Origin of the sequence: Curtobacterium sp. MCPF17_002, from assembly GCF_003234115.2 — a bacterium.
In the GTDB taxonomy this organism is placed as follows: Bacteria; Actinomycetota; Actinomycetes; order Actinomycetales; family Microbacteriaceae; genus Curtobacterium.
Genome location: NZ_CP126251.1, coordinates 474,202 through 493,759 on the forward strand (window position 1 = coordinate 474,202; position 19,558 = coordinate 493,759).

Below are 19,558 nucleotides of genomic sequence, written 5' to 3' on the forward strand. Positions count from 1 at the left end.
GGATTTTCGTTTCAGTCGAGGGCGTACACGGCGACGTCATCGTCGTCGCCATCGTCGAGGGAGTTGCGGGGGGAGGAGTCGTCGGGGGCCGTGTCGATGGCGGTGTGCAGGGGTGCTCCGCTGAGCGCTGCGGTCACCGCAGCGACGTTCCGACGGTCCTCGTCTGCGTCTTCATCGGTGTCGTTTAGGTCGAAGTCGCGGTCTTCGAGGTGGGGGTAAAGGTTCGCGGCGCCGTTGCGGAGTGCGCACTCAATCCAGCCGCCGCCTGGCTTCGGGAGCCAGGCCTTGAACGGGTTGTACGGGTCGAGCTTCACCTCGTACTTCCCCTTTCGGCGGCTGTTGTCCGACAGGGTGTTGCGCAGCGTGCCGAGCTCGTCTGAGTCGAACTGGCGGTGGTTGACAACGACGCCGGTGTCGGTGACCCGGCGGTGCTTGGTCGGCAGCATCGCGATGTAGTCGTCGCGAGTGAGGGTCGTCTCGAGGTTGCTGGTCACCCTCGATGCGGCGGTGAACATCTGGAACGGTGTGAGCACGATGCTCGGGTCGAGCAGGTCGCGAAGGCCAGCGTGGGGGCGGTGGTTCCAGAACTTCAGGAACCAGTCGTCAAGCAGCTCGTGGAGGGCGTAAATGTCCATCAGCTCTTCCTTTTCGACCTGGTACCCGCGAAACTCCGGGGACCGTCCGACGTAGCCGTTGAGGTACTGGATGAGCAGGCTGTCGATGCTGCCGAAGTTGCGCTCCACGAGGGGCTTGCTCGTCGGGGTGTGCGGAGCGCTGTAGCGGATATCGATGCTGTGCATCTCGGCGGCGGCGCGGAAGGCTTCCGAGATGAAGTCCTTGCCGTTATCCATCACGATGCAGCGGGGGTGCACGAACGGCCTCGACCGTTCCCAGTCGCGCCGCTCATCCGCTGTCAGCAGAGGCACGTCCGCGTTCATCCGCTGCACCATCGAGCGGAATTCGCTGTTGTCCGGGCGGTTTTGCGGCGGTGTCAGCGCCTGTGCGAGAAGCGCAACGTGGTCAACGGCCTTGGCCGCAGTGAGCCGGAGCGTGAAGGCGAGGACCAGCCTGGTGGCACGGTCAAACAGCACCGTGAGGATAGGCCGGACGGGGGCGCCCCCGGGGGACTTCACGAGGATGTCGAGCGTGGTGGAGTCGACCTGAACTTCGTTGCCAGGCAACAACTCCGTACGAGTGTTGAACACCCGCTCCGGCCGGTTCGCCAGCGACCGGCGCGTCGAGGCGGACCCGGTCGTGTGCTTCCCGATGGTCAGCCGGTCGATGTAGCGGTACATCGTCGCGTTCGACGGCATGGATGGCGCGTCTGCTCCACGCCACTTCACCAAGTGCTTAGCGGTTTCGTCGATGATGCGGCTCTTGGTGCCGGTCGAGCGATTCCTCTGGTCCGCGATGACGGTGCACAGCGCCTCGAAGACGTCTGGATGAATGTTCTTCATCGGAGGGTCCGAACGGTGTGCTCGACCGTCGGCGAGCGCGGAAGTCCCGTGCTCCCGGTACGCGGCGAGCTTGCGCATCAGGGTGGCGCGGGAGGCCTTCTGCCCGTTCTTCTGCAGCTCTTGCACCTTGGCCGCGACGCGCTCGTTCTGTGTTGTCCTGTCGACGTCGTACTCCTCGCGACGGCCGGCTCGAGCGGGGTTCACGCCGGTCTCGATTTCCTCGAGGTGGTCAGCCATCGTCATCGCAGCCGTCTTGTGCTTCTGCGGCAGCGTCTCGAAGCGGCGAATGTGCTCGGTGAATGTACGTGGCAGGCCAGCTGCCTGCTGGCTGAGCTCTGCGATATGCATGTCTTGGACCTGGCCCGTGGCGGTGTTGCGGAGGCGGATGACGCTGCCGGAGCTGGTGATGAACTGGTGGTTGCTGCCGTCGTGGAACTTGATGGGGTCGTCGGTGTTGATGTTGGTCATGGGAGGAGCCGTTCAATGCGGGTGCGGTCGGAGATGGGGGCGGTGAGGTCGAGGCTGAGCAGTCCGCTCCAGATGAGGTGGAACAGGCCAGCCCGGCCCTGAGGCAGGTCGGTGGGTGCGAGCAGGCGGGCTGCGGCGCGAAGCGGAATCGGGTTGTCGAGGGCGGTCAGCATCCGGGTGATGTCGTCTGGTTGGGGGCGGTACCCGTGGTGTTTGAAGCCGGCTATCCAGGAGAGGTTGATTTCCACTTGTCGGGGTAGTTCGTGGTGCACCTCGTACTTGAAGCCGACGTGCTCGCAGAACGCACGGGTCTTCGCGAACTGCTCCTGGAACTTCGGGATGTACTTCTTCGGCTTCACGTCACGAAGTACTTGGCGGTGGTCGCTGTGCAGCGTGAGGATGTCGGGCGTGTGGGAGGTGCCGTCGGCGAAGTCGATGCGCATGGGTTGTGTGCTCAGCGCGACGATGTCCTCGCGCATGTCCAGCCACCGCAGCACCTGCGCTTCGAGCTGCGACTCGTGCCAGATGTGCGTCCTGGTGCCGGTGAAGAAGTAGAGGCCCTGGATGTTCTTCTGCCGCGGATAACGGTGGGGCTGTCGGAAGAGAGCCACGTCATAGAGTTCCCGGTCGAGCAACTTCGCGGAAGCGGCCGCGGTCGCCGGGTGAGCGCCCTCCACGTTCGGCATCCAGGTGACTGCTGCCGGGAGCGCGAGCGCGGCGGCTTCCGCCGTGGTCAGCGTGCGCTGGGGAGCGATGTTCCGCGGTCTGCGGACTCGCGGTCGCCGTAGTGAGCGCGTGCCGGCGGCCAGGGCTGGGTTTGGCGGGGCTGTGATCGTCATGTCTGCCTCTGTGCGCCGGGGCCGATCCGAGCTGTGCGAAACGAGGACTTGAGTACTGCTTCTGGCATGAATAGTCTCCTTTTGATGCTTTTTCAGCAGGATCGAGCGATGGGAAAGGGTGCAGATGGCCGGGCCGCGCTTCAGTCCCCGGGACTTCGCGGAGGACGCCGCGGGCTTCGGGCGCGTGCCCGCGGTGCGTTGGAGGTCAGCCGCTGACCGGCGGGAAGAGGTTTTCCTCCGTGCAGCGCAGCTGCAGCACCAGCAGGCGCTGCGAATCCGCAAACGGATGAAAGCCCGCGGGCTCAGCCCGAAGCAGTACGCAGCCCAAGCAGGGACGAATTACCCACGGCTCCTCCGGGTCCTCCGGGGGGAGGCGATCCTCCGATTGGAGGACATCGCCCTGGCGGACTTGGTCCTCGGCGACGTCATCGAGAACCCAGCTGCACCAGCATCGAGTGCGCTAGCCGATGCGGACATCTACGCGCTGCTGGAGGCACTTCCTGAGCGCACGGCGCAGGCGGTGATCGACCGGGTGAGGACCACGAGGCAGTCGCCTGCGCGAGACGCTGGCGGCACTCGTCCGATGACGCGCCCTCGCTGACGTAGCCGCAGTTCGACAGCGAGGACGGTTCCTCCCTTCCGTACGTCCATGTGCCGTTCTCGCGCCCCGTGTCCGGGCGAGGGAACGTCTCCTGTCCTCGAACAGGAAGCGCGTCCGGACCTCGGCCATGCAGCGAACGTAAGCGTCGACGATGCGTTCTGGTTCCTGTTTCTGGACTGAAGTCAGCAGCACCGACGAATCGCGTCGACGCGATCCTGCGCCCGTCCGCGCATAGCCCTTCCGGGACCGACCGCCGGTCCCGGAAAGGGACCAATGGACGCGCCGAACCGGACGCCGGACTATGTCGCCGAACTGCACGCGCAGTACGCAGACATCACCAATCAGCCGAGCAAGCTCCTAACCGTCGACGAACGCCGAGGCGTCGAGTTCTACCTCGCAGACATCGGCCAGCCCGAACGCCCGTCCATCGCAACCGCGAACTGGGTCAACTTCGTCCACGACTTGGACGACTTCATCAGCGACGTCGGCCGGCTACCCCGAGCAGACTCCGGCCGACCTCGCACGACGACGCAGGAGCAAGCACTGGTCGATCGGCTCACCTACCAGCGCCGACCGGAAGTCCGCGCCGCCCACTGCCGCTACCAGGCGCACCGTCTGGAATCGCTTCCTGGCTTCCGATGGGAGCCGCAAGAAGAACGATGGGCAGAGCAACTGATGCTGCACCAGTCGTTTTGGGGCCAGACGGGACGCGCACCTCGCCGTAACGCCCCCGACCCGGCGGAACGAGCGCTGGCCCGATGGGCAACGCAGCAGCGCGTCGCTCACCGCAACGGCTCACTCACCCCGCCGCGAGCGCGTCGACTTCGTGAGGCGAAGTACCGCATCCTCTGACCCGGCCACGGGCCATGGGCCGCGGACCTCGCGTTTGAGCCAGCGGCAGAGAAGGAAGTTTCCTGCTCTTGGACCGAGGTTTGCCCGACGGGTTCCGCCGGAGCCGAGCAGTTCGTAGCGTTCAGCGACCGTCTTCGAACGAACGATGAGTCGGACTCGACCGATCTGGACGTGCTCAGAGAAAGACCAAACGCGGAGGTGCGATGAACACAGGCAAAGCAGAGGGCGAGCGTCAAGCCCGACAGCGTGCCGCTATCGAGGGCATGACGAGGATTCCCCTGGCAGACCTGCGCAACGAGTGTCCACCAAACCTCGAAGCGCTCTACGCCGCTGTCCAGGAAGGTCAAGCCCTCATCCCGGGCCTTCAGATGGGCATCGGTGCCCTCACCGTGCAGCGCTGGGATCCCTCATACGCCGCGACGGGCTGGACGCTCTACGGAGCGGACCTCACCCTCGACATGGGCCACCCGTTCGGGTCCATGTTCTACCGCAACGACACCGACGGCCGCGTGCTGCGCGTCGGCGTGAAGTGGCACCCGCCGGCACAGCAGCTCGAGTTCCCCGCCCTGCACCCCTCGAGGCCGGAACTGACCTCGGACTGCAGCGACGAAGAAGTTGCCACGGTGGTGCTAGATGCACGGAGCCGCATCGGGGTTCTTGTCGCCGCCAATGCGCAGATCGGCTCCTTCGTCGCCACCGAAGAATCCGAGGACGCGATCCTCGATGCGTCCGGGCTCGGCCTGGAACGGCTGGCGGACGACGACCCGCGGCTGACTTGCGATGCCTGACCGTCCAGCGCCACGGCTGGAGCCGGTGCCTTTGCGGCTGCTGTCGTTGTCGGCGCAGTTCGACGCGTTCGTGTCGCCGACCTTGGTGGGGATGAGCTTCACGAACTCGATCGGGCAGGCTGTCCTGCAGCGCCACGTCGAAGTTCGCGTCGAGGGCGACTCCGACGTGTGGGTGGTCTCCTCCCTCAGGGGCACAGTGCTTTGCGACGTCGAGGACCCGTTGGCGCGGGCAGCGTCCGAAGTGATGCGCGTCCTGACCGAGCTTCGAGCAGTCGGCCGCACCGACAATGAATCAGGGCGAGCCGATGTCTGACCGGCAGTGGGTGCAGGACATCCGCCATCAGCAGACGATCCTCTCGTTGCCGTTCGGGTTGGGGTGGACCATCGACATCACCGACACCCTCACTGCATTGGCCGCAGCGGGGATGCCTGCTCGGGTGGAGGCGTTTGACCGGCTTCGGTTCGAGGACGGTCGGACCGCGTTCCTGGCAACCCCGAACCCCACGAGCAACATCGACGACGATGCACCCGACGACCGGAGCGCGGACGTGGTCCTTCTGCCAGGCGGATCCGAGGGAGGGGTTCTGTCGTTGGTGCGGCGGTACCCGGACCTGGTGGTGGTGAACGGGAAACGGCAACGCGTCTGGGCCGACGGCCGACAGATCCACGGCTCATCCATGCAGCGGGATGCGACGCCAGGGTGGCGAACCGTCTTCGCGATCGCCCGCACCGTCACCATCCACGGCGGCAGCAGCACCGCGATCGCGAAACGCACCGGCATCCCCGTCGAGGAGATCCGCGCCGCCATGCCGGCACTCGGGGAGCACGTAGTGCACACGCCCCTCGGCTGGGAAGCGCTGGACCGGAGTGCGCTCATCAACTGGGCCATCGCCGCGTACCCCGGACCCGGCGGCGTCGCACGCGGTGGAAACGTGCAGCCAGCATCGATGAACAAGCTGATCAACTCATCGCCCTCGGTGGGGTGATGTCCGACTCGTGGGCGGCGCACCAGTTCTCGTCGCAGGTTCGTCCTCATAGGCTGACCGCGTTCTTCGCCGAGCACCCTGACATGACAGCGCTCGGGTACGAGCCCGCCGCCGTCGACGAGACCACGGTGAAGATCATCGTCCCCCAAGACACCACCATCTTGTCCGCGGCCGAGCAGGACTGCTGCACGGACGAGTTCATCACCGCCGCCGTGATCTACGACGACAGCTACACGAACGCCCACACCGATGCGGTCAACGCGATGCGGTCGCTGCTGCACTTCCAAGCGGACACCGCCCACGACCTCCGCTGGATGCACGTCCGATGACCGACGGGGCGACCGCGAAGCGACACCTGAGGCTGCAGCTGGTGTCTCTGACGTTGGCGTTCGACGACGTCCGGTTCTTCGGCGCCGCGATCTTCACCGACGCGAACGATCCCGACGGGCCGTGGGCGACGGTCCTGATCGACCACGCAGGCGAGGCGCCCTGGTTCCGCCTCACCACCACCGACCCGTCCGGGAGCGACGTGTCGGAGGTAGCGATGGCGGAAACGGACCGCCTGATGCGGTTCGTTCTCACCCATCAGCCGGAACGCATCGGCCGAACCCGTCCCACCCCACCGGCGCGCTGACCCGCACCCCGGTCCCACCCGCACACGGCCCTCTGGAGGTACTGCTCATGATGCGTCTGGTTTCCCTGCACCTCTCAAACGACCGGATCCTCTGGGGGCATGTCCTCCTCGAGGACACCGAGAACCCGGAAGCGTCGATGGCGCGGATCATGATCGAACACAGCGAGAAGGAACCTGGTTACGAACTCGTTGACCGGAACCGGCGGCGCCTCACCGACCTGACCGTCCCCGCAACCAGGGAGGCGAACCGCATCGTCCAGACCCTGCTCATCCCAGCGTCCGTGGTCGCGAAGCGGGAGAAAGCGGTCCGGGAAGTCATCCACTCCGGCTACTTGGAAGGTTTCCCGGACGACATGCCCTGGCAAGGCCAACTATGGATGTACGCGCGCGGTGAGATCAGCCTCGACCAACTCCAGGCCTACACCGACAAAGGCCGACAAATCGCCGGCACGCCCGGCGCCGCTCCCGCTGACGCTGCAGACGTGCCCGAGGAATGGTGGCAGGCCACGCGGGCACGTATCCGCCGGCACCTGCTTGACACAACCCTCACCGAGGCGGAAGCCGCGGCAGCGCTGCAGATCAGCATCGACGAGGTCGGTGAGCTGTTCGAGTCGAACCGGCTGACCAGCTTCGACCTCGACGGCGAAGAACGCATCCCCAACTGGCAATTCGTCCGGCCCGCCCTGCCCGAGTTCGGCGACGCATCCAGTCTTCTGCCCGGCCTGGACGTCCTCCTCGCGGCAGCCCCGCAGCCACTCCTCGACGCGGCAGCGATGACCGAGTTCATGACCACCGCCCGGCAGTTCCTGAGCGTCGACGATGTGCCGCTGACACCGCTGGCCTGGTTGCAGCAAGGGCGGCCCCTCGCCACCGTCATCGCCTTGTTCCGGGGACGGCGGTGGCGGTGGTGAGCACCCGACCGGAGCTGTTCTTGCTCACCGTCGCGTTCGACATGGCCGGCACCCACGGGCACATGTACTTCCGGGACCCACCAGAATCCGAGCTCCGGCAGGTCCTCGTCACTAGCACCGACAGCGACGGCGGCTACCGCTGCGAACCAGCACACGGCGACACCCGCGACGGGTGGGAGCCTTTTCTCACCGAAGCAGGTTGGATCATCGCCCTCATCCGACCCGACACCCCCGACGAGCGCCGCTGATGGGGCCCGCACTGCAATGGGTCGCCGACGCATACGCCGGACGCCCGCAAATCACCCTCCCGTACGGGCTCGGCGAGACCGCGGACCTCACCGACGCCCTCGCCGTCCTCAAACTCGCCGGCCTCCGCGCAGTCGTTGAGTCCCACGACACGATCCGCCTCGCCGACGGACGCCGAGCCCGCCTCCCAACATCAACCCGGAACCCGCGCCGCGAACCAGACACACCGGCAGAGCTGCTCCTGCTCGCCCCTCGCACGGTGATGCAGATGCAGATCGCACTCGCGGAACAGACCGAGACGGTACTGCTCGTCGACGTCGACCGCCGACGCGTCTGGGTCAACGGGAAACAGGTCCTTGGCGTCCACGACCGGTGGAAGGACGCCGCGCCGATCTACGTCACGTTCGCCGTCGCACGGATGCTCGCCGTCTACGGCAGCACCTTCGAGGGCCTCGTCAGCGCCGGATTCACACCTAGGCAGGTGGACGACGCCCTCGCACGGCTCGGGAAACGCGTACACCGAACCAGCATCGGATGGGAATCCCGTGAAATCGGCGGGCTCGTCGACTGGAGCATCGCCTGCTACCCGGGCCCGGGCGGCATCCGGACACGGTGGCGGTCGGACTTACCGCTTCCGGAGCAGGCGGAGCGGCTCATCGGCGCCGGCTGTTTGATCTCCGGGCGAGGGATCTCAAGTCGCCCCGGTTACCCGGCAATCACGGTCGGCAAGACCACGCCCTACCGTCTCGTCGCCTTCGCAGCGAACGAAATCGACATGGCAAGCCTCGGATTCGAGCCCGAAGACGCGGACCTTGCCGGAACGGAACTCATCCTCCCGGCCGACCCAACCATCTTCGCCACCGCGACCGCCGCCGGATACGTGGACCGGACCGACGACATCATCACCGCCAACACACTCCTCCGCGCCGACACCCGCACCGACAACGACAACAAAGCGCTGAACGAAGTCCGTAGCCGGCTCTGGTTCCTCGCCGACACCGGGTACGACCTCCGGTGGAACCTGCCGAGCTGACGACACTCGCGCTTATTCCGGAGCTCTATGCCTCACCGAACTCCTCCACACCCACGCCGTCAGCTTCGTCTCGCCACGGCCCGCTTCCACCCAGACCGCGTCACGAGTCATGCTTCTCGCGACCGCGTCGTCGCGGCGGATGAGCCGGTCCGGCAGCTGGAACCAGGCGTACACGGGTAGCGGCTGATCGAGTTCTCGCACGTCCTCGCCTCGTGCCGCTTCCTCAAGCGAGAACGGCTGCGGCGGCACCCAACGATCCGAACGACGACGACCCACGAAACGGATCGTACGAAGTGGCACTGACGGTGGCGGGCGGCCGTATGGCGCACCCGCACTGAGATTCGTTCCGGACCACCTATGTGCGACCGAGCTGCTCACGGCGGGCAGGTCGGTGAGGGCTGGCACGGGGAAACGTCCGAGCGCCCGGCCGCCGACCGGCTTACGGGACGCGAGCCGCTTGGGTGTGAGCAGCATCGCCCGGTGTCGTGGAAATCACGGTGCTGTGTGTCGGGTGGCGCGAGTTGATGACGCTCCGCCATACTCGGCTCAAGCCGTGGTACCTCTCGCCCCCTAGCTCGAGGTTCCACGGCTATTTCTCTGCCCGGATGCGCCACCGGGCACAGGGCAGTCACGGGTGAATGGCGTTTGCCCCCCTGTTGGGGGCAAAGGCTGGACGGAACCTGAGTAGTCGGCCATGATGACCACTAACCATCATGTGTCGTCCTGCGACACAGGGTTTGTTGTGCCCAATGAAGAGCTAGGGGATCAGATGACTTTCCGTTGGCCTGGAACGCGGAAGCGTTCCGAGCAAGAGAGCGGGGTTGGCGTGCTGCCGGCGCTGCGATCGCGGCGCCTCCGCGTTGCCGCTTCAGTCGGTGCGCTCGCGCTCACCGCGTCCACGTTGGCCGCGGCGACGCTGTTGATCACACCCGCAGCGCAGGCCGCCGCCGGGGATCCGTTCCCGGCGAGTAGCCCGCTCGTGTTCGTTGCGCAGCAGCAGCCGACACAGCTGTACCAGGCGACGACGAACGCTTCCGGCGTCGTGCAGTTCGCCGCCGAGGGTGCTCCCGCTCCCACCACGTACAACGGGATCTCGTACAACCAGGCGGACGACTACCTCTATGGCGTCGGTGCGGGCCCGGGTACGGCGGAGTTCCCCCTCGGTTCGCTCATCCGAGTCGGCCAGGATGGCGTGTTGACCCGCATTGGCACCGGTCTCGTCTCCACCGGCGCCCAGAACGTCGGCGCGTTCGGCGACGATGGGTACCTCTACACCACGAGCTCCGGATCGCTCGTGGCGAACGTGACGGACGTGACCACCGGCGACAATGTGCGCACGATCACGCTGAACCAGGCACCCAGGGTGTCGGACTGGACCAGCGCGGACGGGTATCTGTGGGGCATCAGCGACGGTGCGACCAGTGGGCCGCTCATCGTTCGCACCGACCCGGCAACGGGCACGATCGTGAAGTTCCCGGCTCCGGCTGGGATCACGGCCGAGTCCGCGTTCGGTGCGGCGTGGACGTTCGGTAACGGCAACCTCGGGTTCTCCGCCAACGACAGCGGCACCGTGTACCAGATCGCCATCGCGAACCCCGGCGCGGCAGCGCCGACCTTCACGCTGATCGCGACGAGCGACGGTCCGGCGAGCAGCGCCAACGACGGCGCCGCATCCACCGGCCTTCCGACGGACCTGGCGATCGTGAAGACCGGCCCCGCCGCGTTGACCGCTGGCGGGACCGCGACCTACACCCTGACCGTGACGAACAATGGGCCCGGTGACTCCAGCGGCTACGTCGTCAACGACACCGTTCCCGTCCCGCTGACCAACGTCGCATCGCCGGATGCTGCGTGCACCGTGACGGGCAACGACATCAGCTGTGTCGGTGGCGCTCTCGCCAACGGCGCCACGGCGACCTACACGGTGACCGCGTCCGTCCCGGGCGACGTCGCCGCTGACGTGGAGAACACGGCGACGGTCACCTCGAACGAGCAGGACCCGGTTCCCGGCAACAACACCTCCACCACGACCGCGGGTATCCCGGGCGTCGCGTTGGTGAAGAACGCCGGCGAGCCGGTCGACGTGAACGGCAACGGTCTCGTCGACACCGGCGACACCATCCAGTACACGTTCGACGTCACCAACACCGGCACTGTTCCCCTCGCAGGCGTGACGGTGAACGACGCCAAGGTCGGCGATGTGGTCTGCCCGCAGACCACCCTCGCTGCTGGGGCGACGGAGACCTGCGCAGCCGCCGCGGTCTACACGATCACCGCTGCGGACGTCGCGAACGGTTCGGTCGACAACACCGCGACCGTGACCGGCACCACTCCGGACGGCAACCCGATCACGTCGACGCCGTCGACCACGACGACGCCGACCACGACGCCCGCACCGGGCATCTCGATCGTGAAGTCCGCCACCCCGTCCGGGACGGGCACCTTCACCGCCGGCCAGGAAGTCACCTACAGCTTCACGGTTACCAACACCGGCAACGTGCCGATGACCGGTGTGACGGTGAACGAGGGCGACTTCTCCGGCACCGGCGAGCTCTCCGACGTTGCTTGCCCGGCCACGACGCTCGCCGTCGGCGCGCAGGAAGTCTGCGAGGCGACGTACACGCTCACCCAGGGCGACGTCGACGCGGGGTCGGTGACCAACTCCGCGACCGCTGGCGGCACCCCGACCGGTGGCACCCCGATCACCTCGACCCCGTCGACGGTGACCGTCCCGACCCCGGCCGCACCCGGGATCTCCATCCTCAAGACAGCCAGCACCGCGGTGGTCGTGTCCGCCGGTCAGGAGGTGACCTACTCGTTCCGGGTGACCAACACCGGCAACGTCACCCTGACCGATGTCGCACCCGTCGAGGGCGCGTTCAACGGCTCCGGTGACATCTCCGCCGTAGACTGCCCGACCACGACCCTCGTCCCCGGACAGATCATCACCTGCACCGCCACCTACACGGTGACGCAGGCTGACATCGATGCCGGCGACGACCTGGCGAACACGGCGACCGCGACCGGTACCACGCCCGGTGGTGACCCTGTGGACTCGACCCCGTCGACCTCGACCGTGGACATCACCCAGTCGCCGGCACTGACCGTGGTGAAGAGCTCCGACGCCGACGGCATCGAGGTCGGTCAGACGGTGACGTACTCGTTCCTGGTGACCAACACCGGCAACGTGTCCATCACCGACCCGACGGTCACCGACACGGACTTCTCCGGCTCCGGTGAACTCTCCGCCGTCACCTGCCCGACTGGTGCTGTGGCACCGGGCGATGACGTGACGTGCACCGCCACGTACACGGTGACGCAGGCAGACGTCGACGCCGGCGAGCTGACGAACACCGCGTCCGCGACCGGTACGACGCCGGGCGGGGACCCGATCGACCCGGTGCCCTCCAACGAGGTCACCATCGTGACGGACCCGGTGCCGGCACTGACGGTCACCAAGACCGCCGACGTCGAGCAGGTCACCCAGGCAGGCCAGGTCGTCACGTACTCGTTCCTCGTGGCGAACGCCGGCAACGTGTCCGTCACCGACCCGGTGATCACCGACAGCAACTTCTCCGGCCACGGCGACCTGTCAGCGATCACCTGCCCGTCGGACGCGGTCAGCCTCGCCCCCGGCGACACGGTCACTTGCACCGCGACCTACACTGTCGTCGCAGCAGACCTCGCTGACGGTGGGAACCTGTCGAACACCGCGACTGTGACCGGCACGACGCCCGGCGGCGGTCCGCTGACCTCGACGCCGTCGACCGTCACTGTCGAGGAGGTCACCCCGGTCACGCCGGGCGACCCGACCGCCACCCCAACCCCCGTTCCGACTCCGACTGACACTCCGGTGCCCGTCGCTGGCGGGAACACATCGGGCGGCAACGGCGGAGAGCTCGCCTTCACCGGTACGGACCTCGTCGCCCCCGGCGCAGCGCTCGCGCTGCTCCTGATGGCGCTCGGTGGGACTGTCCTGGTGCTCCGTCGCCGGAAGCAGCTCCACAGCCAGGACGACAATGCCTGACCTGGTGAGCAGTAACTGACACGGCGAGGGCCGGCCCCAGAACATCGGGACCGGCCCTCGCTCATGCTCCCGGGATCGCGGGCTACGGAGATGCGTCCGGTCGAGGATCGGCGGTTTCAAGGGGTCGTTGCAACGGGTGGTTGTTTCGGGTCCGAGAGTAGCTGCTCGGAGGGGTCCCCTCATGAGGCAGCTGATCTACGACTCCCAGCGCTTGAACTCCGCTTACCACCGCCAGGCCCGCACCAGGTCAAGACCACCGTCGCCGCGATCGCCGCCCGATGGGGATTCCGCCACATGGGAAGGTTCTCGAACACGTACTGGAACCGGTACGGCGAATACCCCCAAGCACACCCTCCGCGCCGGCGTCGCGGCAGGCGAGCGTAGATCGGCGTGAGCCCGCCGACCCTCCAAAACGCGCCATCCGATGTTGCATACGTCGCACGCCAGTCGGATTCACAACGTCCTGACGTTCCCCGTGGCGGTCTTGCTCGCGGTCCTCGGTCAGGACCCATCCGGCGTAACCGCATTGACCGGGCGCTGCCTGGCTCAGGGCTGCGGGTTCGGTACGTCCCCTTCGGGGATGAGGTACAGCCCCATCCCGCTGTTTGACGTGTCGCTAAGTGCCTTCAACCAGGCCTTGTTCACTTCAGCGGCGTGACCGCCGTCATAGACGAACTGCAAAGGGATGCTCCGATCGAGCCAGAGGCTCACCCGGCCATCGCCCTGCGCTTGGGAGTTTTTCCACGTAAAGGTGAACGATTCACCGCGACGGAGCTTGGCGACGATCGCCAACTGCAGGTGCAGCAACGTTCGATCGTCGATGTCCATCTGCAGGGTTTGGCTGTCGTAGATGATGCGTCCCACGGGTGGCTGCTCCTTCAATGTCGGTCGCCGTATTGATCAGGGATCTCGGGATCAGAGATCGTCGGGCACCTGGGGTACGTCCTGGGCTGCAATGGGCTCCGGATGTGGGTTCGACAGCGCGAGAATCCTGTCCTGCAGCACTGCCAGCGCCTGAGCGTCCTCGAGTTCTGCTCCCTCCCAGACGTGTTCCTGCGCGACCAACTGGCTGGCGGGTCCGACAACGAGGCTCACGGTTTCGACTGCCCCAGCGTCACCGATGACGGATATCTCCACCGTGTCTGCGAGGGAATGCGGTGCGAGGACCTCTGCGTATCGGAGGACAGCGTCAGCGAGAGAAGTACCCGTGACGAGGATCCCACCTGCGTAGATGATGCGCTTCATACGTGCCCTCCCAGGGACCCTGCAGGAGCACGACGGTACAGGAACAAACGGACCCGGCGGGTGACGAGAACGGGATGCATACTCGGCGGACTTCCGATACCCCCTTGTCCAAATAGCGAGCCGGCCGTACCGTCAGCAGACGATGAGTCCGGGTTCGGAGACCGAGGCTTCCAGTACTTCAAGCGGGAGCAGTTGAGCCGAAAGGAAGCGCATGTCCCACGCACTCGGAAGCGCCCTGGCACACGTCGCCAGCACCGCTACCCCCTACACCGAACTCAGCGCCCCGTTTCTCACCCTCGTCCCCGGGGATGGAGCCTCGGTTGCAACGCTCGGTAGCTTCACCGGAAACGAGTCCGTATCGCTCACCGACCAGGTGGCGGCCGAGATTGACATGGTGCAGTTCGATCTGAGCGAAGGCCCCTGCTGGGACGCACTCACCCACCGCGACACCATTCTCGAAGGGGACTTCCACGACCGTCCTTCACACCGGTGGCCTGTCTTCGAGGACGCAATGCGAGAGCGCGGAGTCGGAGCACTCTTCGCCGCCCCGGCCACGTTCGGCCCGTTCGCACTCGGTGTCGTCGACGTGTACGCGGCCGGTCGGATGGCCGTTAATGAGGACCAGCGAGCCGACATTGCATCCCTCGCGCAAGCTGTTGGACGCCGGCTGCTGCAACGCACGTTGGAACACAACGAACAGGGCGAGCTGCCGCGCTTGCGGCGGACGCTGCACCAAGCGGCCGGGATCATCCTGGCGCAGGTGAGCGTCGCACCCAGCGACGCGTTCCTCCTGCTTCAGGGGCACGCGTTCGTCCGCCGCCAGCCCGTTGTAGAACTCGCCGAACACCTGCTCGCCGGACACGCCCAGCTGAACAGCCGGGGCGAACTCACCGAAACCCGATAGCGAAGCGTCCACTGCCGTCCACGTCATCAAGGCAGAAGCGCACGCTGCTGGCCGTGAGCGGATGAGCGCCGCGGACTGCGCCAACGAGGCACAAGCTGCCGTCAACTCGGACGATGGCTTGTTGTGGCCGAAACAGGACATGTAGCAGTGTCCGCTGCGGCCAACGCGCTGCCGCATCGTCGCGTATCCGAACGGTCCGTTCCTGGTGCGCGGCCCGGTCGAGCTGACCACCCGGACGGGGATCCGCTTCCGCCCGGCCGTCGAACCATCGCGCTCTGCCGATGCGGCAAGTCCATGCGCAAACCATTCTGCGACGGCACACACAAAATGATCGACTTCGTCACCGAACCGGAACCCCGATCAAACATCGACTAACACCCGCACGACCTCCATCCGCGTATTCGCGATCATCTCGACCGACCAGAACGGCGGACAAATCGTCGGAAGGGATCGCAATCGCTCCACGGTTCCGATAAGCGAAGCAAAACGTCGTTCAGCGCGAGGTGTCGGGGGAGGGACAACTCGAAGCGACGACCTCGGCAATGCCCTCTGCGGTTACTCTCGCTTAACTGTATTTGTCGTTCGCGATAGGGCCGGCAGCAGGTCTCGTCTCTCGTCCCGTTTCATTCGTGACGTCGTCAATCCTGCCGCTGGGTTTCGCGCTCGGGCCCGGTGAATCGTGAACGTGCACGATTGCCGCCCAGCTGTTGAGGAGGTTGAGGGCGTCGCGGTGCTTGGTGCCGGCCTCGGCTGTGTAGAGGAAGAGTGTTTGGTCGGGGTCGCCGGGCAGGGTGACGGTTTCGTACTGGAGGGTGAGGTCTCCGACGATCGGGTGGTGGAATCGCTTATCGCCGTGGGTGCGTTGGAACACTCGGTGTTCCTGCCACCAGGCGGCGAACTCACTGCTCGCGATCGTCAGCTCGCCGACGAGGGCTTGCGTTGCAGGGTCGTGCGAGTTCCGGCCGGCCTCAAGTCGCAGGTTCTCTACGACGACGCGTGCCTGCATCTCCCAGTCCGTGAAGAGGTCCCGGGCCTCGGGTGCGAGGGACATCCAGCGGGCGTAGTTGCGACCCTTCGCCGGCATCGCGTCGAAGTCGGTGAGGAGCGCCCGGGCGAGCTGGTTCGTGGCGAGCACGTCGGTCCGGCGTCCGAGGAGCATCGCGGGAACCGAGTCGAGGGCTTCCATGAGTTGCAAGAGCCCATGGCGGGGTCGTTGCACCCTAGGAGTGCGGCGTTGCTGCGCGATGGTGTCGGTGCCGCCGATCAAGTGTCGGAGGTGGGTGAGGCCGGCATCGTCGAGGTCGAGTGCTCGAGCGATGGCGTCGATGATCCCGGCCGACGGTGTGATCGGGCGCCCCTGTTCCAGACGGGTGTAGTAGTCCGACGACACTCGTGCGAGCTGCGCGACTTCCTCGCGGCGGAGGCCCGGGACCCGGCGGACCCGTTCATCGACAGGGAGCCCGGTACGAGTGTGATCGACCTGGCTGCGTGCGCGGCGGAGGAAGTCCGCAAGCTCCTGGTTCCGTTCGCTCATCGCCTCAGTTTCGCTCAGGGACGGCCTCGACCGCATGGGTCTTCGCGTCCTAGGTAACAGGGGGCCAGAGATGCGTCCCCGCGGCAGCAGCTGCCGACCGAGGGTGGGAATACCACCTCAATTGGAAGGGATCCGATCATGACCTACCCCACCAACCGATCCGCCACCTGGTTCGTCACCGGCACGTCTCGCGGTCTTGGCCTCGACCTTGTCAAGGAACTCCTTGCCGGCGGCAATCAGGTTGCGGCAACAACCCGTTCGACGGAGCGGCTACTCGCTGCGCTGGAGGGAGTCGACACCACGGGTCTGCTCCCGCTGGAGGTACAGCTCACGGACCAGGACGACGTCACCCGCGCCGTCGAGACGGCCATCACGAGGTTCGGGCAGATCGACGTCGTCGTCAACAACGCCGGCTACGGCTACCTCGGCGCGATCGAAGAAACCACTGACGAGGACGTGCGACAGATGTTCGACGTGCAGGTCCGCGGCACCTGGAATGTCATCCGCGCGGTCCTGCCGGGGATGCGAGCAGCTCGATCCGGACACATCATCAACATCTCCTCCATCCTCGGTCTGGTGTTGTTCCCCGGATGGGGTCTGTACTGTGCCGCGAAGTACGCGGTCGAGGGGCTCACCGAGTCGCTCGCGGCGGAAATCACCGAGCACGGGATCCAGGTCACCATCGTCGAACCCGGATACTTCAACACCGACTTCCTCACCAGCAACTCACTCGCTCTGCCGGGAAACACGAGCGACGCGTATCCCGCCATCAGGGAGATGGTCCAGGCCCATCAAGCGATGCCCGGCACGCAGCTCGGCGATCCCGCGAAGGCGGCAGCCGCCCTTGTGACCATCGCCCAGCGAGGCAACGGGCCGCTACGTCAGCAGCTCGGCTCCGACTCGTCCGGGTTCGCATCCTCGAAGGTGGCCGCGCTCACGGCGGACATCGACGCTGGTCGAGAGCTCGCCTTCTCGACCGACTACGTCCGATAGATCGCGCAGTTCGCGACAAGGGGACCGAGCGTGGTCACCCCGGTCCCCTTGTCGCGCTCGCTCTTCGCGAGCGGCTGAGGCATCAGAGGGCCAGCCACCAGAGGCCTGCACTCCACTCAGCGAGACGCGGGCAAGAACGGAACTCCGGGCTGCCTCGAGCGGACGTCAGTCTCGCTTGAGGATCCCTTCCGGACGCGAATACGGCCACGATCGCTCATTAGAATCTGCCCCACGGCGCCGGGGTCTGCTTGTGGAGGCTCAGTGGTGCGCCGCTTGGGCCGAGTCCCTTCGGGCGTGTAGCGTGCGTGGCGAGTGGCTTGCCCGGACCTTCGCACTGCGCTCCGAGAGGGAGGTCCGCCATGCGCACGCGCAGTCGAAGGTCCTGGCGCGTTTCGGGGCGCCGTGGGTGGACTCCTTGAGCGGGGCCGGGTTCAGTGCTGGAGTCGCCGCGCTCCGGGACGCTGGTGCTCACGGGAGCCTGTGCGCTCCGTTCCTGGCCGCGCTCACGGTGACGGGAGCCGCGATCTCCACGCTCGGAGAGGCGTGGGGATCGGAAACCGTGTGTGCGAGCGATCCCGTTGCTGCGCGGCTCGATGAGATTCAGCTGGACCTTGGTGAGGGGCCGTGTTGGGAAGCATTGCGCACCGGTGTGCCGGTCTTTGAACCGGATGTGCAGGCGGCGACGTCGGATCGTTGGCCGGTGGCGCTGATGGGGATGCAGGAGGCGCAGCTGGGTGCGGTGTTCGCGTTCCCGATGCGTGTCGGACTGCTGGCGGTTGGCGTGGTGGACCTGTACGACCAGCGTGCTGGTCCGCTGCCCGCCGCCGCGGTCCGGGGTGCCGCCGCGATGGTGCACGTTGCAGCCCGGTTAGTGCTGCACCGTGCGCTACTGCGTGCCGAGGTCGGCAGTCCCGAGTACGAACGAGGCGGAGGGCTCTACTCCCGCCGTGAGGTGCATCAGGCCTCGGGCATGCTGGCGGCGCAAACTGGAGCCACAGTTAGTGATGCTCTCCTCCTTCTCCGTGCGTACGCTTACGCCGCCGGCCGGACGGTCCGGGATCTCTCCGCCGACGTGATCGCCCGGAGAGTCGATTTCACCGACGACAACGACCCCGGCGGGTATGAGGAGACGAAGTAGCCATGGCACGATCCCGAGAACAGCAGCTCGTTGAAACGTTCGTCACTCTCACCGACACCCTTGTCACCGACTACGACGTCGTCGACCTGCTGCAGTCCCTGGTCGACAACGCAGCCGACCTCTTCGACGCATCCGCGGCTGGCATCATGCTCGCAAACCAGCAGCAGGAGCTCGAAGTCATTGCGTCGACGAACGAGCGCAGCAACTTCATCGGACTTATGCAGCTCGAAGCCGGCGAAGGACCCTGTATCGAAGCGTTCACCACCGCGAGGGCTGTCTCAGTGGAAACCCCTGCCGAAATGCGTCGCCGGTGGCCGCGGTTCGCGGCGGCCTCCGCGGAGCTCGGCTACGCGGCGGTGCACTCGGTTCCACTCCGCCTGCGGGAAACCATTCTCGGGTCGATGAACCTGTTCCGCGAGAGCACCGGTGCACTCAACGCCGAGGACGCGATCGCTGCGCGCGCCCTGACCGACGTTGCGACGATCAGCATCCTGCAGCAGCGCACTACCGAACATGCTGACCTGGTACGGAGCCAACTGCAGCAGGCACTGGAGAGCCGCGTCGTGATCGAGCAGGCCAAAGGCTTCCTCTCCCACACACACCAAGTGAACCTGGACACCGCGTTCACACTGCTGCGTTCCCACGCACGATCGCATCAGTCTCGTCTCGCGGACACAGCGCGCGCGGTCGTCGACCGCATGATCACCATCCCCGCAGCTGACACCTCAGTGTCAGCGCGGACTGCGGCGGACGGCGGCAACTTCAAACGGTGACGCACGTTCGATCTCGAGAGGCGATCCCTTGGCACTACTTTCGGGCGAACCCCTTGACAGGGTCTCGGCGTTCGGGAGTCTGTCGCAGAAGACGTACTGCGCCCATACCCCTCATATCGGCGCGGTCGT

The 19,558-nt window shown here is 66.2% G+C and carries 20 protein-coding genes; 15 read left to right on the forward strand and 5 right to left on the reverse strand.

Features of this window, described 5'->3' with window-relative positions:
- Positions 1-11 precede the first annotated feature (11 nt).
- Together DEJ28_RS02320 and DEJ28_RS02325 are read right to left on the reverse strand one after the other, a co-directional pair.
- Positions 12-1,925, reverse strand: a complete 1,914-nt coding sequence (locus DEJ28_RS02320; protein WP_111114356.1) for a TnsB C-terminal domain-containing protein — start codon at positions 1,923-1,925, stop codon at positions 12-14.
- Complete coding sequence (locus DEJ28_RS02325) at positions 1,922-2,764, reverse strand: TnsA-like heteromeric transposase endonuclease subunit (protein WP_111114357.1); 843 nt, start codon at positions 2,762-2,764, stop codon at positions 1,922-1,924. Before DEJ28_RS02325 ends, DEJ28_RS02320 begins: the two co-directional genes overlap by 4 nt.
- A gap of 874 nt (positions 2,765-3,638) precedes the next feature.
- Between DEJ28_RS02325 and DEJ28_RS02330 the strand changes: the two genes are divergently transcribed.
- From DEJ28_RS02330 to DEJ28_RS02375, 10 genes are all read left to right on the forward strand, one after another.
- A complete protein-coding gene (locus tag DEJ28_RS02330; RefSeq protein ID WP_146248788.1) occupies positions 3,639-4,217 on the forward strand; it encodes a helicase associated domain-containing protein in 579 nt (192 codons plus the stop codon).
- A 203-nt stretch (positions 4,218-4,420) separates the two neighbouring features.
- Positions 4,421-5,005, forward strand: coding sequence for a hypothetical protein (locus DEJ28_RS02335; RefSeq protein ID WP_146248789.1), 585 nt, complete (start codon positions 4,421-4,423; stop codon positions 5,003-5,005).
- On the forward strand, positions 4,998-5,318 hold the full coding sequence (locus tag DEJ28_RS02340) for a hypothetical protein (protein WP_146248790.1): 321 nt from the start codon (positions 4,998-5,000) through the stop codon (positions 5,316-5,318). Before DEJ28_RS02335 ends, DEJ28_RS02340 begins: the two co-directional genes overlap by 8 nt.
- 10 nt (positions 5,319-5,328) lie before the next feature.
- Complete coding sequence (locus DEJ28_RS02345; RefSeq protein WP_146248791.1) at positions 5,329-5,991, forward strand: hypothetical protein; 663 nt, start codon at positions 5,329-5,331, stop codon at positions 5,989-5,991.
- Positions 5,991-6,320 carry a hypothetical protein gene (locus DEJ28_RS02350; RefSeq protein WP_146248792.1) on the forward strand — a complete coding sequence of 110 codons (330 nt, stop codon included), beginning with the start codon at positions 5,991-5,993 and terminating at the stop codon, positions 6,318-6,320. Before DEJ28_RS02345 ends, DEJ28_RS02350 begins: the two co-directional genes overlap by 1 nt.
- Positions 6,317-6,625, forward strand: a complete 309-nt coding sequence (locus DEJ28_RS02355) for a hypothetical protein (protein ID WP_111114363.1) — start codon at positions 6,317-6,319, stop codon at positions 6,623-6,625. The genes DEJ28_RS02350 and DEJ28_RS02355 overlap by 4 nt, the downstream gene beginning before the upstream one ends.
- A gap of 47 nt (positions 6,626-6,672) precedes the next feature.
- On the forward strand, positions 6,673-7,536 hold the full coding sequence (locus DEJ28_RS02360) for an antitoxin VbhA family protein (RefSeq protein ID WP_111114364.1): 864 nt from the start codon (positions 6,673-6,675) through the stop codon (positions 7,534-7,536).
- On the forward strand, positions 7,533-7,784 hold the full coding sequence (locus DEJ28_RS02365) for a hypothetical protein (RefSeq protein ID WP_146248793.1): 252 nt from the start codon (positions 7,533-7,535) through the stop codon (positions 7,782-7,784). The genes DEJ28_RS02360 and DEJ28_RS02365 overlap by 4 nt, the downstream gene beginning before the upstream one ends.
- Positions 7,784-8,815, forward strand: a complete 1,032-nt coding sequence (locus tag DEJ28_RS02370; RefSeq protein ID WP_111114366.1) for a hypothetical protein — start codon at positions 7,784-7,786, stop codon at positions 8,813-8,815. The genes DEJ28_RS02365 and DEJ28_RS02370 overlap by 1 nt, the downstream gene beginning before the upstream one ends.
- A gap of 694 nt (positions 8,816-9,509) precedes the next feature.
- On the forward strand, positions 9,510-12,842 hold the full coding sequence (locus DEJ28_RS02375) for a DUF11 domain-containing protein (RefSeq protein WP_111114367.1): 3,333 nt from the start codon (positions 9,510-9,512) through the stop codon (positions 12,840-12,842).
- A gap of 546 nt (positions 12,843-13,388) precedes the next feature.
- On the opposite strand, the gene DEJ28_RS02380 is transcribed toward DEJ28_RS02375, so the two are convergent.
- Complete coding sequence (locus DEJ28_RS02380; protein WP_111114368.1) at positions 13,389-13,706, reverse strand: DUF7882 family protein; 318 nt, start codon at positions 13,704-13,706, stop codon at positions 13,389-13,391.
- A gap of 51 nt (positions 13,707-13,757) precedes the next feature.
- Positions 13,758-14,087, reverse strand: a complete 330-nt coding sequence (locus tag DEJ28_RS02385) for a hypothetical protein (RefSeq protein ID WP_111114369.1) — start codon at positions 14,085-14,087, stop codon at positions 13,758-13,760.
- 211 nt (positions 14,088-14,298) lie between these two features.
- Here DEJ28_RS02385 and DEJ28_RS02390 point away from each other — a divergent pair, with 211 nt between their 5' ends.
- Together DEJ28_RS02390 and DEJ28_RS02395 are read left to right on the forward strand one after the other, a co-directional pair.
- Entirely contained in the window at positions 14,299-14,991 is a 693-nt protein-coding gene (locus DEJ28_RS02390) for a GAF and ANTAR domain-containing protein (protein ID WP_111114370.1), read from the forward strand.
- Positions 14,992-15,138: 147 nt separating this feature from the next.
- A complete protein-coding gene (locus tag DEJ28_RS02395; RefSeq protein WP_258367886.1) occupies positions 15,139-15,366 on the forward strand; it encodes a CDGSH iron-sulfur domain-containing protein in 228 nt (75 codons plus the stop codon).
- A gap of 190 nt (positions 15,367-15,556) precedes the next feature.
- On the opposite strand, the gene DEJ28_RS02400 is transcribed toward DEJ28_RS02395, so the two are convergent.
- Positions 15,557-16,525, reverse strand: coding sequence for a helix-turn-helix transcriptional regulator (locus DEJ28_RS02400; protein ID WP_284180766.1), 969 nt, complete (start codon positions 16,523-16,525; stop codon positions 15,557-15,559).
- 138 nt (positions 16,526-16,663) lie between these two features.
- Between DEJ28_RS02400 and DEJ28_RS02405 the strand changes: the two genes are divergently transcribed.
- The 3 genes from DEJ28_RS02405 to DEJ28_RS02415 all read left to right on the forward strand — a co-directional run bounded on the left by DEJ28_RS02405 (position 16,664) and on the right by DEJ28_RS02415 (position 19,429).
- Positions 16,664-17,518 (forward strand): SDR family NAD(P)-dependent oxidoreductase, encoded by an 855-nt coding sequence (locus DEJ28_RS02405; RefSeq protein WP_111116519.1) that lies wholly within the window; start codon positions 16,664-16,666, stop codon positions 17,516-17,518.
- A gap of 406 nt (positions 17,519-17,924) precedes the next feature.
- Entirely contained in the window at positions 17,925-18,656 is a 732-nt protein-coding gene (locus DEJ28_RS02410; protein ID WP_258368156.1) for a GAF and ANTAR domain-containing protein, read from the forward strand.
- A gap of 2 nt (positions 18,657-18,658) precedes the next feature.
- Positions 18,659-19,429 (forward strand): GAF and ANTAR domain-containing protein, encoded by a 771-nt coding sequence (locus DEJ28_RS02415; protein ID WP_111116520.1) that lies wholly within the window; start codon positions 18,659-18,661, stop codon positions 19,427-19,429.
- Positions 19,430-19,558: the final 129 nt, after the last annotated feature.

Excerpts from the sequence above, each read along its gene's own strand:
- DEJ28_RS02320 (WP_111114356.1), bottom strand. The coding sequence starts at position 1,925 with ATGACCAACATCAACACCGACGACCCCATCAAGTTCCACGACGGCAGC.
- DEJ28_RS02330 (WP_146248788.1), top strand. The coding sequence starts at position 3,639 with ATGGACGCGCCGAACCGGACGCCGGACTATGTCGCCGAACTGCACGCG.
- DEJ28_RS02375 (WP_111114367.1), top strand. The coding sequence starts at position 9,510 with ATGATGACCACTAACCATCATGTGTCGTCCTGCGACACAGGGTTTGTT.
- DEJ28_RS02325 (WP_111114357.1), bottom strand. The coding sequence starts at position 2,764 with ATGACGATCACAGCCCCGCCAAACCCAGCCCTGGCCGCCGGCACGCGC.
- DEJ28_RS02355 (WP_111114363.1), top strand. The coding sequence starts at position 6,317 with ATGACCGACGGGGCGACCGCGAAGCGACACCTGAGGCTGCAGCTGGTG.
- DEJ28_RS02370 (WP_111114366.1), top strand. The coding sequence starts at position 7,784 with ATGGGGCCCGCACTGCAATGGGTCGCCGACGCATACGCCGGACGCCCG.
- DEJ28_RS02390 (WP_111114370.1), top strand. The coding sequence starts at position 14,299 with ATGTCCCACGCACTCGGAAGCGCCCTGGCACACGTCGCCAGCACCGCT.
- DEJ28_RS02400 (WP_284180766.1), bottom strand. The coding sequence starts at position 16,525 with ATGAGCGAACGGAACCAGGAGCTTGCGGACTTCCTCCGCCGCGCACGC.
- DEJ28_RS02340 (WP_146248790.1), top strand. The coding sequence starts at position 4,998 with ATGCCTGACCGTCCAGCGCCACGGCTGGAGCCGGTGCCTTTGCGGCTG.
- DEJ28_RS02405 (WP_111116519.1), top strand. The coding sequence starts at position 16,664 with ATGACCTACCCCACCAACCGATCCGCCACCTGGTTCGTCACCGGCACG.
- DEJ28_RS02350 (WP_146248792.1), top strand. The coding sequence starts at position 5,991 with ATGTCCGACTCGTGGGCGGCGCACCAGTTCTCGTCGCAGGTTCGTCCT.
- DEJ28_RS02335 (WP_146248789.1), top strand. The coding sequence starts at position 4,421 with ATGAACACAGGCAAAGCAGAGGGCGAGCGTCAAGCCCGACAGCGTGCC.
- DEJ28_RS02415 (WP_111116520.1), top strand. The coding sequence starts at position 18,659 with ATGGCACGATCCCGAGAACAGCAGCTCGTTGAAACGTTCGTCACTCTC.
- DEJ28_RS02360 (WP_111114364.1), top strand. The coding sequence starts at position 6,673 with ATGATGCGTCTGGTTTCCCTGCACCTCTCAAACGACCGGATCCTCTGG.
- DEJ28_RS02385 (WP_111114369.1), bottom strand. The coding sequence starts at position 14,087 with ATGAAGCGCATCATCTACGCAGGTGGGATCCTCGTCACGGGTACTTCT.